The following is a 16557-nucleotide window of genomic DNA, read 5'->3' on the forward strand; positions in this document are numbered from 1 at the left end:
TTTATTCAGGCTTATCCACATATTGACAAGCCCAAATGAACTGATCGATATTAGAACGTACGAACTTTTGGCTCAATGTATTTTGCAGTCAGCGGTGTGGTACGTACAGGTTTATAAATCACACGATTGCCTTCGGAGTACCACAAGGTATGTTTCATCCACTCGTGGTCATTACGTCCTAGTGGTGCATAAGGGTCATCGTCAGGACGCTCATAATCTAGCACCGCGTGCGCGCCACGGCATTCATGACGTAATGAAGCTGAAATCATGGTCGCTTTGGCAACTTCATACAAGTTAGCCACCTCTAGCGCCTCGATACGCGCGGTATTAAACACCTGCGATTTATCCACCAAATGAATCTGATTGACCTTGCTTTCTAAAGCTAGGATTTTTTGCACACCTTCATCCATCATCGCCTGTGTGCGGAACACACCTGCATGCTGCTGCATAGTGCGACGAATTTCATCGGCGACATCTTGTGCGTTCAAGCCGTCGGTTGATTGTTGCAGGCCGTCTAAACGCTTAAGCGTTTTGTCTAATACGTCGCTTGGTAACGGCTCATATTCGTGACGGTCAGCGGCATGAAATTCATCAATAATATGCTGTCCTGCCGCACGACCAAAGACCACCAAGTCCAGCAGTGAGTTGGTACCTAGACGATTAGCACCGTGCACCGATACGCACGAGCATTCACCAATTGCATACAAGCCTTTGACGATTTTTTGCTTAGCATACAACCCGTTTTCATCCGTGCCTGCTTCTAAGTCAGGCACCATCACCTGCCCATGGATATTGGTTGGAATACCACCCATTTGATAGTGAATGGTTGGTACAACAGGAATTGGCTCTTTGGTGATATCCACGTTCGCAAAGTTCTTGCCAATTTCATATACCGATGGCAAGCGTTTCATGATGGTATCCACACCCAAGTGAGTCATGTCTAGCACGACATAGTCACCGTTTGGGCCCATACCGCGTCCTTCTTTGATCTCTTGGTCCATCGAGCGTGATACGAAATCACGCGGTGCCAAGTCTTTCAAAGTTGGCGCGTAACGCTCCATGAACGCTTCACCGTCTTTGTTACGCAATAACGCACCTTCGCCGCGGCAACCTTCGGTCAATAGCACCCCTGCGCCTGCCACACCTGTTGGGTGAAATTGCCAAAATTCCATATCTTGTAGCGGAATACCTGCGCGCACCGCCATGCCTAGACCATCACCTGTGTTGATATAGGCATTGGTTGAAGCAGCAAAAATTCGTCCTGCTCCACCTGTCGCCAATACCGTGGTTTTAGCTTGAAAAACTGAAATCGCACCTGTTTCTTGGTCAAGCGCAATCACGCCACCAATATTACCATGCACGTCTTTGATTAAATCCAGCGCAATCCATTCAACAAAAAACTGTGTGCCTTGCTCAAGATTTTTTTGGTACAAAGTATGCAATAGCGCGTGCCCTGTACGGTCAGCTGCCGCACACGCGCGTTGCACCGCTTTTTCGCCATAATTTGAAGTATGACCACCAAACGGGCGTTGATAAATCGTACCATCGGCGTTACGGTCAAACGGCATACCCATGTGCTCAAGCTCGTACACAACCTTAGGTGCTTCACGGCACATATATTCGATTGCGTCTTGGTCGCCAAGCCAGTCTGATCCCTTGATGGTATCATAAAAGTGAAAATGCCAGTTATCCTCACTCATGTTACCAAGGCTTGCGCCAATACCGCCCTGTGCAGCCACGGTATGCGAACGCGTTGGAAAAACTTTGGTTAAAACTGCGACATTCAAGCCGCCGCGTGCCAACTGTAGCGACGCACGCATACCTGAACCACCACCGCCAACAATTACAGCGTCAAAGGTCAGGGTTTTGATATTACTAATTGGGGTGTCTGGTGCCAATGCCATGTTGGGTTTCCTATTTCATAGCGCTTGTCTAATACTGCCTATTGTATTGCCAAATAACGTTAATATTCAAGCACTTAGCCAAGCAATTCGTTTAAGCCAAACTCAGTATAAAACGACTTAATCATTTGGGCGAACGTTACACACAAAATTTTTTATCAAAAAATCTTATGAAAAAAAGAAAATCATCACGCCCCAAAACACATATACCAACAATGCCAAAATCATCGCAGCTTGTAGCACAAAACGTAAACCGCCTGACTTGACATAGTCAGTAAATACCGTCCACATACCAACCCAAGCGTGGGCGGCAATTGCTAAAATCGCCAGTAGATTAAATAAGCGCATGGGTAGGCTTAGCATAAAGCCGCGCCACAACTCAAACGTGTGATCATGGGTCAAAAACCAACACAACATCACCAGCGCATACACCGCCAGTACCACCGCGCTGATACGCTGCACCACCCAGTCGCGAGTACCCGAACCTGTCAAACCTGTTGCACTTTTCATAGCATTCTCCCTTGCCGTGTCTTACAACACAATCCAAACAAATGAAGCCAATACCCAAAGAAGCGCGATCACAAAACCGACAATCGCTGCCGTGCGCCCACTTTTTAGTTCTTCATTCATGCCCATATCGGCAAGTAAATGTTTGATACCCATTACAAAATGGTAGCCAGTTGCCGCTGCCAATACCCACACCAACAAGCGCACCAAAATATTATCAAAAATATGGGCAAAACCTTCAGGCGTAGCCAATGAGTGTTGAAACACCCACAGCAGCACAGGAATCATCAAAAATAACACCACACCTGAGACACGGTGGGTAATCGATGTCATAGCGACGGGGTTTTTTGAGTTTACCTCGACCACCAGACTTAGCGGCAAAACGACAGGGCGATTGCTTTTCACAGCGGGCATCCTTTAGTTACAGGGTCGATATAGTCGAGCCTGTTGGCACAAGGTCACGGTCACCTCGCCCGACACACCCAACCATCGAAATCAGGAATAGCTAGCGTCATACAAAGATTACACGCACATTGGGCTTGTTTTGGCTAACAAACAGCCGATTTTAAGCCTTTTTAAGTGCGTCAATCAGCACCATGCAGCACAGATGACTTACCTAACATCAAGCCAAGCATAGGATATCAGCCCTATACGCCACCTTGGTACCGATTAAAACATCGAGGGTGAAGCGATTTGCCATCAATCATGGTAACGTAAAATAGAATCAAGGTTCTTTGATCCCTATTTTTGCTCGCTTTCAACCAAATTGCATAAATAAATTTGCCTAATTATAGAAGTCTTGGCTTACAATTACAAACAAAAACGACAAAAAACTACATTTATTGTATAAGATTGATTAGTCTGCTAAATTGATTGGGTATTCTTGTGTAGCAAAACTTAAAATCTAAACAAAAGTTGGTGACAGAACGGCACTTTTTCGCGACAAATTGTTGCAAAACTGCAATTTGCTTTCTTTTTTGCCTAAAATACTGCTAATATAGCTAAAATTTATGCGCAGCTTTATCTAGCAGACCTTTGTTGCATAGCTGTGTACTGCCCTAGCGACAAGGCATAAACCGTTTGGTCTTGGCTCGCACGATTTTAATAACCACGTACTTAGAAAATGTACACGAACAGAGGAAAGGACAATGTCGGACAATAACACCGCCACGTCGGCCGCTACCTTGCAAGTCGATGGCAAAGACTACGAACTACCTATTATTGAAGGCACGCTTGGCAACCCTGTGCTAGATATTAAAGGCGTGCAACAAGCAGGCTACTGGTCGTACGACCCAGGGTTTATGGCGACTGCTGCCGTTGAATCAAAAATCACTTATATTGATGGTGAAAAAGGCGTGTTGTTGTATCGCGGGTATCCCATTGAACAGCTTGCTGATCAAGCTGAATATTTGGAAGTCTGCTACGCGCTATTGCATGGCGAATTGCCAACCGCTGAGCAAAAAGCTGATTTTTATGATAAAGTTAGCACGCACTCGATGGTCAATGATCAGCTGCGTAAGTTTTTTGAAGGTTTCCGCCGTGACGCGCACCCCATGGCGATCATGGTCGGTGTGATGGGCGCATTATCAGCGTTTTATCACAATAACTTGGATGTCAGCAAAGAAGATCACCGCGAAATTACAGCAATTCGCTTGATTGCTAAAGTACCTACCATTGCGGCAATGTCGTATAAATATAGCCAAGGTCAGCCGTTTATGTACCCACGCAATGACTTAAGCTATGCTGAAAACTTCTTGTATATGATGTTTGCCACCCCCGCAGACGTAGACTATAAAGTTAATCCAATCCTTGCCAAAGCAATGGATAAGATTTTCACCCTGCACGCCGATCATGAGCAAAACGCATCAACCTCAACCGTACGCCTAGCAGGTTCTACAGGTGCTAATCCTTATGCGTGTATCGCAGCAGGTATCGCTGCATTGTGGGGACCTGCACACGGTGGGGCTAACGAAGCGGTATTGCAAATGCTAGATGAGATCGGCAGCGTTGAGAATGTCGATGACTTCATGGAAAAAGTTAAGCGCAAAGAAGTCAAGTTGATGGGCTTTGGTCACCGCGTTTATAAAAACTTCGACCCACGCGCGCGCGTGATGAAAGAAACATGTGATGAAGTGCTTGGCGCATTGGGTATCAATGATCCGCAGCTTGAACTGGCGATGAAACTTGAGCAAATCGCTTTGAATGATCCGTACTTCATCGAGCGTAATTTGTATCCAAACGTTGATTTTTATTCAGGTATTATCCTAAAAGCCATCGGTATTCCAACGTCGATGTTTACCGTGATTTTTGCCTTGGCGCGTACTGCAGGTTGGATTAGCCACTGGATCGAGATGCACTCAGCACCGTACAAAATCGGTCGTCCACGTCAGCTTTACACAGGACCTACCCAACGCGACTTTGTACCTGTCGAACAACGCTAATTTATATTGGATGTACGCAAAAGCCCAACCATTTGTGTTGGGTTTTTTTATGCATAATACTACTGTCTGCTTGCCAGCATGCTACAATTTAGCCCATCATTTTAGTGTTTAACCATTTTAGTGTTTAACCAATTTAGTGTTTAACCAATTTAGTGTTTAACCAATATTTGCCATGAATACCTACCGTGTGTCCTGCCCCGCCAAAATCAATCTGTTTTTACATATCACAGGTAAACGTGCCGATGGCTACCACAATTTACAAACTGTGTTTCGGCTGATTGATTTGTGTGACACCTTGATTGCGAGCGTTTCAGCTGCCCAGCGTACCATACGACAAGATACTGCTGCGCTAGACGTGCTAGATTTTGTTAGCCTAACTTGTGACACGCCGATTACTGACAATATCCGCAATAATCTAATCATCAAAGCCGCTGCTGCTCTATTGGCACACGCTTATCAGACTTTATCACCCGATCAAATCGCCACATTACCTGCGATCAATCTACACCTTAGCAAACGCATCCCAATGGGCGCAGGGTTAGGTGGTGGATCATCAGATTGTGCCAGTGCACTGCGCTTACTCAACACAATTTGGCAACTACAGCTATCTAGTACGCAATTACAAGCCATCGGGGCTAAGCTTGGCGCAGATGTGCCCATTTTTATTTTTGGGCAAGATGCAATTGCACAAGGTATTGGTGAGCAGCTCACGTCGATTGACTTACCGCCACAGCGTTTTTTATTATTGATGCCTGATGATCACATCAACACCGCGCGCCTTTTTGCCCACAGCGATTTGCGGCGCAACTGTCCAACGCTGTTACTTCACGATATTGACCAACGCCAAGCTGATTACTTAGACCACATGAACGCACCGTTTGGTAACGTGTTTGAGCCTGTTGTCAGCCAGTTATCGCGACCTGTGCAGACGGCACTAAACTACTTGCAAATATTGAGTGCAACCACCCAAACCACCGCTCGCTTGACAGGTTCAGGCGGTAGCGTGTTTTTGCCTTTACCAAAAGGTATTGACAACCATACCCTACAAAATTGGCAACAGCGCGCACCCTGCCGTGCTATTGTGGTGCATACACCAGACGCTACGCCACTTATTGAAAAAATTTGATTTATTTTCACCAAAAGTCTTGCTTTTTAAAAATTTTCGGCTAAAATAACGCTTCTAAATAGGGGTATCGCCAAGTTGGTAAGGCATCAGGTTTTGATCCTGACATCCGTTGGTTCGAGTCCAGCTACCCCTGCCATCTTCTTTAGGTTTTTGTCATAGCGTGTTTAAATTTAATCACGATAGAAATTGACAAAACCCTGCAAAATCGGTATAGTGCGCAGCGTAAGATTGCCATCTTAGTTAGTCACTGAACTAGCTTTGCAGCCGAGCTTTAGGGGTATCGCCAAGTTGGTAAGGCATCAGGTTTTGATCCTGACATCCGTTGGTTCGAGTCCAGCTACCCCTGCCATTTTTTATTTTACTCTATCATAGTGACCTATGTTTTTCTGATGATGGGGTAAACATCGATTAAATCGTGATACCTAGATATTGCTATACCCTTCAAAATATGCCAAAGCGCGTTGTTTGATGGGTATTTTTGTTTTGGTAAAACGAGTTGGATCGTATGACTTGCAGCCGTGATAGGAAATAGCTATGCCGTATTTAGCGATTTTTACGGGCAATGCCCACCCCGAATTGGCAAAAAACGTCACCAATCACTTGCATATTCCACTGGGGCGTGCGGATGTGACGCGCTTTTCGGATGGTGAAATCGCGGTTGAAATACAAGAAAACGTACGCGGTAAAGATGTCTTTATTTTGCAATCTACCTGCGCACCTACCAATGACAATTTGATGGAATTAATGGTGATGGCAGATGCGCTGCGTCGTGCCAGTGCAGGACGAATCACGGCGGTGATGCCATATTTTGGCTATGCGCGTCAAGATCGCCGCCCACGCTCAGCACGGGTGCCTATTTCTGCCAAAGTCGTTGCCGATATGCTCAACATCGTTAGTATTGACCGCGTGGTAACGGTGGACTTGCACTCTGATCAGATCCAAGGTTTTTTTGACATTCCCGTTGATAACATTTACGGCACACCTGTGCTATTCAAAGATTTGCGCCAACAGCATTATGAAAACTTGATGGTGGTGTCACCTGACGTTGGCGGTGTGGTGCGTGCGCGTGCCATGGCAAAATCGCTGGGCGATGCAGACATGGCAATCATCGATAAACGCCGTGCGCGCGCCAATGAGTCGCAAGTGATGCATATCATCGGTGATGTGGAAGACCGCGACTGTGTGATCATCGATGATATGGTCGATACCGCAGGTACGCTGTGCAAAGCTGCTGCTGCCCTCAAAGAAAACGGTGCGCGCCGTGTGGTGGGCTATATCACCCACCCTGTGCTATCGGGTAAGGCAATTGAAACAATTAGCGCGTCTTATTTGGACGAAATCGTCGTGACTGACACCATTCCATTATCGCCTGCTGCCCAAGCGTGTGACAAAATCCGTCAGGTCACTATTGCGCCGATGTTGGCAGAAGCATTGCGTCGTATCAATAACGAAGAGTCACTCAGCGCGATGTTTGATATTTTTGATATGAATTTCTAATAAGATTTACAATTTTTTGCCATTTTTGTTAGATATTATGAATAAATATATAGTTTTATCTGACTAAAAATGGCAACAGGTAGTATTGGTCGCAAATACTGCCCGTTTGATGTATCACCAGACTGGTAACGATGGTTTGGTGATTTATTTTTTACCAGCAAAGGAATTTTTCCATGAGCCAACAAGATTTTACGCTAAACGCTGTCGTGCGTAGCGACGATCAGCAAGGTAAAGGTGCGAGCCGCCGCCTGCGTAAGCAAAACCTCGTGCCTGCTATCGTATACGGTGCAGACAAAGAGCCACTATCAGTGTCTTTGCGCTACAATGAGTTGATTAAATCGCTACAAAACGAAGCGTTTTTCTCACACATTTTGACTATCAACGTTGAAGGTCAAGAAGCTGAAGAAGTTATCATCAAAGCGTTGCAACGTCATCCTGCCAAAAACACCCCAATGCATGCTGATTTTCAGCGTATTGTTCGTGGTCAGGCCATGAACGTGACTGTACCTCTACATTATGTGGGTATTGAAGACGCACCAGGTACCAAAGAAGGCGGTATCTTCGTTTCAAACGCAACTGATCTTGAAATCACCTGTATCCCATCGAAAATTCCTGAATTTATCAGCATCGATGTATCAGGCATGGCAGTGGGCGATTCAATTCACTTGATGGATATCAACATGCCTGAAGGCGTGGCCATTCGTGAATTGGAAGTTGAAGAGCCATTCAACCGTACTGTTGCAACCATGCAAGCACCAACGCTTGAGCCTGTTGAAGAGCCTATTGAGCCTGAAGAGCACGAAGAAGGTGCAGGTACTCGCTCAACTGAAGATGATGAAGAAGCGCGTAAGGTACAAGCTCAAGACGATACGCATGACGCGCCTAAGAGCGATGACGAGTAATTGCGTGTTTGTTTGATATTGTGATGAAATCCATGTCCGATCGGTCTAACACATCGCCTAATCTTAAGCTCATCGTTGGATTAGGCAATCCCGGTGCACAGTACGCCCAAACGCGGCATAATGCAGGTTTTTGGTTGGTTCAGCGTATTGCCGATGAGTATGGCATCAAGCTTAGCCAAGACAAGAAGTTTCACGGTTTAGTCGGACGTGGGCAAGTGGCAGGCCACGAGGTGCGCCTGCTGCTACCAGCTACTTTTATGAATGCGTCGGGGCAATCGGTGTGCCCGCTTAGCCAGTTTTTTGCTATCCCACCCAATCAGATTTTAATTGCCCATGATGAGCTAGATTTGCCTGTCGGGCGAGTTCGTTTGAAGCTTGGCGGTGGACACGGCGGTCATAATGGGCTGCGTGATATCATGCCATGTTTGGGAGCAGATTTTTATCGTTTGCGTTTAGGGATTGGACATCCTGGGCACAAATCATTGGTCGTGGGTTATGTGATGAGCGCGCCAACATCGGATGAACGCATTGTGCTTGAACGTATGTTAGACGCTACCATGCAAGAACTGCCCGATTTAGTCGCTGGCAATATTGCATCTGCGCAACAAACGCTGCATGGCTTTGCTGCTGAATAATTTTCTGTACTATCTTATTTAATTTGTCCAGATCTAGTTTGCCCAAGTCTTGATTTTTACCCAATTAGGTCTTACCTAGCAATCAAATCTAGGCGTTGCGCCTTATTCGTTCTATCCAATGGGACACCTTTGTTCTACTATCTAGGAATTTGCCATGTTATTGACGATGTTAAAAGCCAAGCTTCATCGAGCACGTGTGACGCATTGTGAGCTGCATTATGAGGGTTCATGTGGTATTGATAGCGAGCTATTGGACTTGGCAGGTATTCGCGAAAATGAATCCATCGATATTTACAACGTGACCAATGGCAAGCGTTTTCGTACTTATGCTATCCGTGCTGAGGCAGGCTCAAAAATGATTTCGCTCAATGGTGCAGCGGCACACATGGCAGACTTAGATGATATCGTCATTATCGCCGCTTATGCACAGATGGATGAGCAAGAGGCGGATACGCACCAGCCGCGTTTGGTATATCTTGGTGAAGGCAATGTGGTTAAAGATACGGCAAACGTGATTCCTGTGCAAGTGTCATAACTTATGGCGTTATCGCAAAATATGCAGTGCTCAAAAAGCAGCTCACCGTCAAAGCTGCTTTTTTTACGTATATCAACAGCCATGCTGTAGCGTAGCCAATAAAAAAACGCTTTCGTGATGAAAGCGTTTTTTTGATCATTTAACAAGTGATTATTCTTCTACACCTGCTGATCTTTCGTGATATTTAGCATTGGCATATTCCCAATTTACCAAATTATCTAGGAATGTATCAACATAGTCAGGGCGACGGTTGCGATAGTCGATGTAATAAGCGTGTTCCCACACATCGCAAGTCAAGACGGCAACTTTGCCATGTACCATCGGTGTATCGGCGTTAGAAGTTTTCATGATTGATAGTTTGCCGCCTTCACTGTCAGCAACCAACCATGCCCAACCTGAACCAAATTGACTAACCGCCGCGTTTTTAAATTCTTCACGGAATTTGGCATACGAGCCAAATGCTTCGTTGATTTTATCTTTTAGTTCACCTGTTGGCTCACCGCCACCGTTTGGCGTCATGCTGTTCCAGTAGAAGGTGTGGTTCCACACTTGTGCCGCTTGGTTAAAAATAGCGGTTTTGCTATCATCTTTGGCGCTGGCTTTGATGATTTCATCAAGCTCTTTGCCTTCTAAACCTGAACCAGGTAGCAACTCGTTTAGTTTATTGACGTAGGCTGCGTGGTGTTTGTCATGGTGAAATTCTAAAGTTTCGGCGCTGATATGTGGTTCTAGTGCGTCTTTACTGTAAGGTAGGTCTGGTAGGGTAACTTGTGACATAATTTTTTCCTTAACGTTGGCTAAATAACTACTCAATGGCTATTATTTAAGAAAATTTTTGACTTTAACATAATTCACTGAGCAGATATCAGTGAATTATTGGGTAATAAAATAGCAAATTTTGCCGTCTCTTGTGTTGTGGTTTGGTAGGCGAAAGTTTATCAAACGCAACGGTGATATGCACGACTTAACCCGACGTAAAAACTTGAGCCAGACGGTTTTTCATCAAAAATTTTTTAACCAAATAATAGCGTAATCGCAATGTACACTGCTGCACCTGCTAGGTAGCCCACCAATGCCAACCAAGCGATTTTTTTGAGATACCAACCAAACGAGATGTTCTCCATGCCCATCGCGGCAACGCCTGCTGCCGAGCCAATGATCAAGCAGCTGCCACCTGTGCCTGCACAATACGCCAAAAACTTCCAAAATACCCCGTCATGGCTAAATATGGCAAGCCGCGCTGCCTCCGCGCCCGTGGCTTGGGCAATGGTGGCATCAGTAGCCAACGGATACATATTCATCGCGCCTGCCACAAGCGGCACGTTATCAACCAGTGAGGACAGCAGACCAATCAGCATGTTGATGACGTAAATGTTACCAAAATGCCCATCAAGCCACGCGGCAACATCGGCCAAAATACCTGCTGTCGCCAATGCCCCGACTGCCAGCAAAATCCCCAAGAAAAATAAAATACTGGGCATATCAACGCGCTTTAATACACCCTCGATACCGATGCGCTCTTTGATATAGTCATCTTGTTGGCGGTGGGTTAATGCCGCAACCATCCAGACAATGCTAAGCCCGAACAGCACGCCCATATACGGCGGTAAATGGGTGGCGGTTTTGAACACGGGCACAAATGCCAACGCACCTAGCCCCAGTGCTAAAATACCGCGGCGCAGCGTGGGGCTGATACTGGCTTGAATCTCGTCATGAATATCGACTCTAAGCGCGTGGATTTGCTTGGGCATGGGGTCGGTATTGGGGTCGATGTTTGCCAAGGCAGGGGTATGACGGCTTGAGGCGTGAGCAGTCAGTGGGCTAAAGGTGCGCCCTTTAAACTTCATGCTAAGCAATGCCATCGGCACCATCGCACAGACCAAACTTGGCAACAACACATCGCGCATGATGCCAAGTGCGCTGATTTGTCCGCCAATCCACAACATGGTGGTGGTGACATCGCCGATCGGTGACCACGCGCCGCCCGCGTTGGCTGCAATGACAACCAGCCCTGCAAAGTACCAACGCAGTTCTTTGTCATCAATTAGCTTGGCAACCAGCGATATCATGACAATGGTGGTGGTCAAATTATCCAACAGCGCAGACAAGAAAAACGCCAACGTGCCGATAATCCACATCAGTTTGGTGACGCTTTGGGTGCTGATACGATCTGTGATAACGCGAAAACCGTCATGGGCATCGATCAACTCGACAATTGTCATCGCGCCCAACAAGAAAAACAGAATTTCTGACACTTCTGCCAGATGCTCGGCAAGTTCTGCACCGATACCGTTTTGCCCTACTCCATGACCCATACCAAACGATAACAGCACCCACAGTAGCACCGCCGTCAGTAAGGCACTGGCAGCTTTATTCACGTAAATGGTGTGCTCAAAGGCAATCGCCAAATAGCCCAATACAAATACCGCTGCCATTAAAATCGTTAGCGACACCCTTGCCTCCTAATTACTCATTGTCGGTTGGTTATGATCGGGTGGATTGCCTTACCCACGCTAGCGGTGGCTTGCTGTAACTTAATACGCCCAACTTTGCGACAATTTTGCTGGATTATTTTGCCCAAATGACGCATTATACGGTAAAACCGTTTAGCCGTGCTAGACTTGGTGCGGTTAGGTGCGTATTAAGTATTTGATTATACGTTAAAAATTTTTCATAATTAAAGGACAAGCGATGACTTTGCTAATCCCTGCGATTGACCTCAAAGACGGCAAATGCGTACGCCTTAAGCAAGGACGTATGGAAGATGACACGGTATTTAGCGATGACCCTGTGGCGATGGCAGCGCATTGGGTGACACAAGGTGCGCGGCGGCTGCATTTGGTGGATTTAAACGGTGCGTTTGATGGTGTGCCTGTCCATAAGTCAGTGGTGACGGCGATTGCAGCGGCGCATCCTGATTTGCCAATCCAGTTGGGCGGTGGAGTACGCAGCTTGCGTACCATCGAGCAGTATTTGGCAGCAGGGCTTAGTAGCATCATCATCGGCACCAAGGCGGTCGAACAACCTGAATTTGTCGAACAAGCTTGCCGTGAGTTTGCTGGGCATATCATCGTTGGCATTGATGCCAAAGACGGTATGGTGGCAACGCATGGCTGGGCGAATGTCACTGATACACGCGCAACCGAGCTTGCTAAACGCTTTGCCGATGCAGGCGTGTCAGCGATTGTGTATACCGATATTGCGCGCGATGGCATGATGCAGGGCGTAAATGTTGAGCAAACCGTGGGCTTGGCGCAAGCGTGTGGGCTGCCTGTGATCGCATCGGGCGGGGTGACAGATTTGGGCGATATCGAGCGGCTGCTGCCATATCGCGCGCATTTGGCAGGAATTATCACGGGACGGGCGATTTATGAGGGCTCGTTAGATATCAAGCAAGCGCAGGCGTTGTTGGATAGCGCGCAGTAATTGGTTAAGCTGGACGCGTTTGTTATTGTGTCCTACCATGAATGCGCCGCGCGTTACCAACCACTGGCTGGTGGTATACACTCAACGCATATCTATTGCAAAGGCTACCGCGATTGCAAGGTAAGGCTTGATTTGGGGCTGGTGCAGCAGCCCTACGATGATAAACTCAAGCTACGTCATCTTATGAGCTACTTTGCCTAAAAAGCCAGGCAGAATTGTTTGGCTAAATACGTGACTGATCTGCTCAATCATCTTTACCCAAAAACCCACCGCTTTGCCGTTGCCATAGCCGTGCATACACACCACCTTTGGCAAGCAATTCTTGGTGCGAGCCTTGCTCAACAATCCGCCCTTGATCCATCACTACCAGACGATCAAGCGCGGCAATCGTCGATAAACGGTGAGCAATCGCAATCACGGTCTTGCCTGCCATCATCTCATTGAGGCTGTCGGTAATCGCGTGCTCAACTTCGCTATCAAGCGCGCTGGTGGCTTCATCCAGCAGCAAAATTGGTGCGTTTTTGAGCATCACGCGCGCAATGGCAATGCGCTGACGCTGCCCACCAGAGAGCTTAACGCCGCGCTCACCCACTTGGGTATCAAGCCCCGTGTTACCTTTGGCATCGGATAGGGTTTGGATAAACTCCCACGCATGCGCCTGTTTGGCGGCGGCGATGATGTCGGCTTCGCTGGCATCGGGGCGACCGTAAGCGATGTTATCACGCACACTGCGGTGCAGCAGCGAGGTGTCTTGTGTTACCATGCCGATTTGCTGGCGTAGGCTTTCTTGGGTTACCTCGCTGATGTCCTGCCCATCGAGCAAAATTTTACCGTTTTCAACATCATAAAAGCGCAGCAGCAGATTAACCAACGTCGATTTGCCTGCGCCTGAACGCCCAACCAGTCCGATTTTTTCCCCTGCCTTGATGTGCAAATTAAAATCATCAAGCAGTTTTTGCGCGGCTTTGTCGCCTTTACGCGCCTGACTGCCCTTTTTGCCGTAGCTAAAATCCACATGGTCAAACACGATATCACCGCGCTGGACGACCAGTTGTTTTGCGTTAGGTTGATCGACCACGGTATGCGGTTTAGATAGCGTTTTCATGCCATCTTGCACCGTGCCAATACCCTCAAATAGGCTAGCAGTCTGCCACATGATCCAATGTGTCAAGCCATTAAGCCGCAGCGCCATCGCGGTAGCTGCCGCAATCGCCCCGACAGATAGGTTTTGGTGCCGCCACAAATACAACCCGAGCGCGACGGTTGAGCCGACCAACAACACATTGATGGTGTGATTGACAATTTCAAACCGTGATACCCAGCGCATCTGGTCATGTACCGTGCCCAAAAATTGATTCATGGCGGATTTAGCATAGCTTAATTCGCGCCGTGAATGACTAAATAATTTGACTGTCATGATATTGGCATACGCATCGGTGACGCGCCCCGTCATCAGCGCACGTGCATCGGCTTGCCGACTGGCAGACGCTTTGAGTCTTGGGATAAAAAACGCCACCGAAGCGACAAACAACACCAACCACAGCACAAACGGCAACAATAACCAGCCATCAAGCCGCGCCAAAATCACGCCACTGCTGACAAAATACACCAGCACATAGACGAACATATCTGCCACAGTCATGATGGTATCACGCACTGCCAACGCCGTTTGCATGACCTTTGCCGACACACGCCCCGAAAACTCATTTTGATAAAACTGCATCGACTGCCCCAGCATCTGACGGTGAAACCGCCAACGCATCTGCATGGGAAACACGCCTTGAATGACCTGAAAATGAATCAACGAGCTGAGCGCGACGACAAACGGACTGACCAACAGCACCGCCAACATACCCAACAGCGCATCACCTTTATGCTGCCATAGCGTCTGTGGTGTGTAGACCGATAGCCAATCAACCACCTGCCCAATCCACGCAAACAGCAGCGATTCATACACCCCGACCAGCCCCGTAAGCACCATCAACGCCAAAATCCAACCGCGCAAGCCCTTGCTGCACGCCCACAAAAACTTAATCAGGCTATCAGTCGGCAGGTGATAATCATCATCGGGATATGGGTTAAGGCGGTTTTCAAACCAGCGCATAATTGGCATAAGGCATGACCTTTGATCAATTGGCTTATTTAAGCCTGACAGTTTAAATGGCTAAGCGTTTATTATTCGGGTAACTATAATACATGATTTGTCTTAATAACCATGCGTTTTATTGTGGTAAAACTTAATAATTCAACATCGGCTGCGCAATTCGATTGTAACATGCTCAATGCGTCTGCAAGGCAGACGAATGCAAACAAATGTAACGCCCGTGCTCAAAGCTTATCATGACACATCGCGTGTATGTTGAGCAAAAACTATACGGAATTTGACTAAAATTTATCCAGCCAAATTTGCTAAAATAACCCCAGCAATCGGTTTATCATTCGTTGCCGTAAACCTGCGACTTCAGGCGGTGGATATAAGGCAATTGTTAAATGCGATGAGTTTTGCTATACTCATCTCACTATATTCAATGTCTTACATTCCACAGTTAAGTTAAGACTAAATTGCGAGTACGCAGTAACTTAACTGGTAAGACGTTTCCAAACACACACTTAAGCTAATTCGTGTCTATGACAATCCTAACGGTAGGATTAGCTTAAAATAAGAACCTAAGATGTACGGTGTGTCGTACGGGCGGTTGCCATTGTCTTAGGTTTGCGGTGGGGCTTCACCGTCTTGCAGAAGGAATCCCCGAACGATAGGGAGGGGAGGAAGTCAACAAACTGCTTGTAAAAATTGGCACATCAAAATTGGCACATCAAAAAGTAACCACCATGCCACTAGAAAGCATTGCCATCCAAGATTTTAGCCATAACCGCATCGACGACCCTGAACTTGCCGCCCGTATCGCCAAGCTATACGAAGATAGCCACGAATTTGCCGATGGGCAAACCGCAATTGCGACCTTCAACGGGCTATTTGCGCGTGGTGGGCGACTGTACGTCGGCATGTTCAATGACCGCCCGATTGCCGCCGTGGCGAGCCTTGATGATGGGATTGATGGACAACGCAGGCTTGCCCACCTTGCCGTGCACCCCGCCAATCGCGGACGCGCTATTGATGCAAAACTCATCAAACAAACCACTGACAGCGAGCGCAAATTGGGTGTTACGCGTTTTGCCAGCAATGACGGCGATATTTTGCGGATTTTGACCCACTATGAACTGTTGGGCTAAGCAATAGCTACTCAATACGCTGTTGGCAAACAAATTGATAGATTTTGATAAAAATTTTCTCGATAATGATAAATAATGTTTGACAAGTCAGGTTTTTTTTGGTTAAATAATGCCTCACATATGGCGCGATAGCTCAGTCGGTAGAGCAACGGATTGAAAATCCGTGTGTCGGCAGTTCGATCCTGCCTCACGCCACCATATCCAAAAACCCAAACCTGTTGGTTTGGGTTTTTTTATCATTCGTTGCCGTAAAACCACCGACTTCAGGCGGTGGATATAAGGCAATTGTTAAATGCGATGAGTTTTGCTATACTCATCTCACTATATTCAATGTCTTACATTCCACAGTTAAG

The 16557-nt window shown here is 47.0% G+C and carries 14 protein-coding genes and 3 tRNA genes; 11 read left to right on the forward strand and 6 right to left on the reverse strand.

All coding sequences use genetic code 11. The annotated features are described in order from the left end of the window. Positions 1 to 50: 50 nt before the first annotated feature. From sdhA to sdhC, 3 genes are all read right to left on the reverse strand, one after another. Positions 51 to 1904 (reverse strand): succinate dehydrogenase flavoprotein subunit, encoded by a 1854-nt coding sequence (sdhA, locus tag MA2_RS03855; protein WP_067056793.1) that lies wholly within the window; start codon positions 1902 to 1904, stop codon positions 51 to 53. Between the two features lie 165 nt (positions 1905 to 2069). Further along, positions 2070 to 2411, reverse strand: coding sequence for a succinate dehydrogenase, hydrophobic membrane anchor protein (gene sdhD / locus MA2_RS03860; RefSeq protein WP_067056796.1), 342 nt, complete (start codon positions 2409 to 2411; stop codon positions 2070 to 2072). A 21-nt stretch (positions 2412 to 2432) separates the two neighbouring features. After that, positions 2433 to 2822, reverse strand: coding sequence for a succinate dehydrogenase, cytochrome b556 subunit (gene sdhC, locus MA2_RS03865; protein WP_067056799.1), 390 nt, complete (start codon positions 2820 to 2822; stop codon positions 2433 to 2435). Positions 2823 to 3556: 734 nt separating this feature from the next. Between sdhC and gltA the strand changes: the two genes are divergently transcribed. The 8 genes from gltA (at position 3557) to panD (ending at position 9544) form a co-directional block, all read left to right on the forward strand. Then, complete coding sequence (gltA, locus tag MA2_RS03870; protein WP_067056802.1) at positions 3557 to 4849, forward strand: citrate synthase; 1293 nt, start codon at positions 3557 to 3559, stop codon at positions 4847 to 4849. Positions 4850 to 5021: 172 nt separating this feature from the next. Then, entirely contained in the window at positions 5022 to 5975 is a 954-nt protein-coding gene (gene ispE / locus MA2_RS03875) for a 4-(cytidine 5'-diphospho)-2-C-methyl-D-erythritol kinase (protein WP_067056805.1), read from the forward strand. 60 nt (positions 5976 to 6035) lie between these two features. Continuing rightward, a tRNA-Gln gene (locus MA2_RS03880) sits at positions 6036 to 6111 on the forward strand. A 137-nt stretch (positions 6112 to 6248) separates the two neighbouring features. Next, positions 6249 to 6324 (forward strand) — tRNA-Gln (locus tag MA2_RS03885). A 185-nt stretch (positions 6325 to 6509) separates the two neighbouring features. Beyond that, the gene (locus tag MA2_RS03890; protein WP_067056808.1) at positions 6510 to 7472 is read left to right on the forward strand and encodes a ribose-phosphate pyrophosphokinase; all 963 of its coding nucleotides are present in this window, start codon (positions 6510 to 6512) and stop codon (positions 7470 to 7472) included. Between the two features lie 173 nt (positions 7473 to 7645). Further along, on the forward strand, positions 7646 to 8374 hold the full coding sequence (locus MA2_RS03895; protein ID WP_067056811.1) for a 50S ribosomal protein L25/general stress protein Ctc: 729 nt from the start codon (positions 7646 to 7648) through the stop codon (positions 8372 to 8374). A gap of 32 nt (positions 8375 to 8406) precedes the next feature. Continuing rightward, positions 8407 to 9009, forward strand: a complete 603-nt coding sequence (gene pth / locus MA2_RS03900) for an aminoacyl-tRNA hydrolase (RefSeq protein ID WP_067056814.1) — start codon at positions 8407 to 8409, stop codon at positions 9007 to 9009. A 154-nt stretch (positions 9010 to 9163) separates the two neighbouring features. Continuing rightward, positions 9164 to 9544, forward strand: a complete 381-nt coding sequence (panD, locus tag MA2_RS03905) for an aspartate 1-decarboxylase (protein ID WP_067056817.1) — start codon at positions 9164 to 9166, stop codon at positions 9542 to 9544. Between the two features lie 150 nt (positions 9545 to 9694). Here panD and sodB read toward each other — a convergent pair whose 3' ends face one another. Both sodB and nhaD read right to left on the reverse strand, forming a co-directional pair. Further along, positions 9695 to 10321: a superoxide dismutase SodB gene (gene sodB, locus MA2_RS03910; RefSeq protein WP_067056820.1), complete on the reverse strand. Its 627-nt coding sequence runs from the start codon at positions 10319 to 10321 to the stop codon at positions 9695 to 9697. A gap of 236 nt (positions 10322 to 10557) precedes the next feature. Continuing rightward, positions 10558 to 11979 carry a sodium:proton antiporter NhaD gene (gene nhaD / locus MA2_RS03915; protein WP_067056823.1) on the reverse strand — a complete coding sequence of 474 codons (1422 nt, stop codon included), beginning with the start codon at positions 11977 to 11979 and terminating at the stop codon, positions 10558 to 10560. Between the two features lie 256 nt (positions 11980 to 12235). Between nhaD and hisA the strand changes: the two genes are divergently transcribed. Further along, on the forward strand, positions 12236 to 12970 hold the full coding sequence (hisA, locus tag MA2_RS03920) for a 1-(5-phosphoribosyl)-5-[(5-phosphoribosylamino)methylideneamino]imidazole-4-carboxamide isomerase (RefSeq protein ID WP_067056827.1): 735 nt from the start codon (positions 12236 to 12238) through the stop codon (positions 12968 to 12970). A 244-nt stretch (positions 12971 to 13214) separates the two neighbouring features. On the opposite strand, the gene MA2_RS03930 is transcribed toward hisA, so the two are convergent. Further along, positions 13215 to 15083: an ABC transporter ATP-binding protein gene (locus MA2_RS03930; RefSeq protein ID WP_067056833.1), complete on the reverse strand. Its 1869-nt coding sequence runs from the start codon at positions 15081 to 15083 to the stop codon at positions 13215 to 13217. A gap of 719 nt (positions 15084 to 15802) precedes the next feature. Here MA2_RS03930 and MA2_RS03935 point away from each other — a divergent pair. After that, positions 15803 to 16204: a GNAT family N-acetyltransferase gene (locus MA2_RS03935; protein ID WP_067057023.1), complete on the forward strand. Its 402-nt coding sequence runs from the start codon at positions 15803 to 15805 to the stop codon at positions 16202 to 16204. A gap of 122 nt (positions 16205 to 16326) precedes the next feature. Next, a tRNA-Phe gene (locus MA2_RS03940) sits at positions 16327 to 16402 on the forward strand. Positions 16403 to 16557: the final 155 nt, after the last annotated feature.

This window comes from Moraxella atlantae NBRC 14588 (assembly GCF_001591265.1).
Taxonomy (GTDB): Bacteria; Pseudomonadota; Gammaproteobacteria; order Pseudomonadales; family Moraxellaceae; genus Faucicola; species Faucicola atlantae.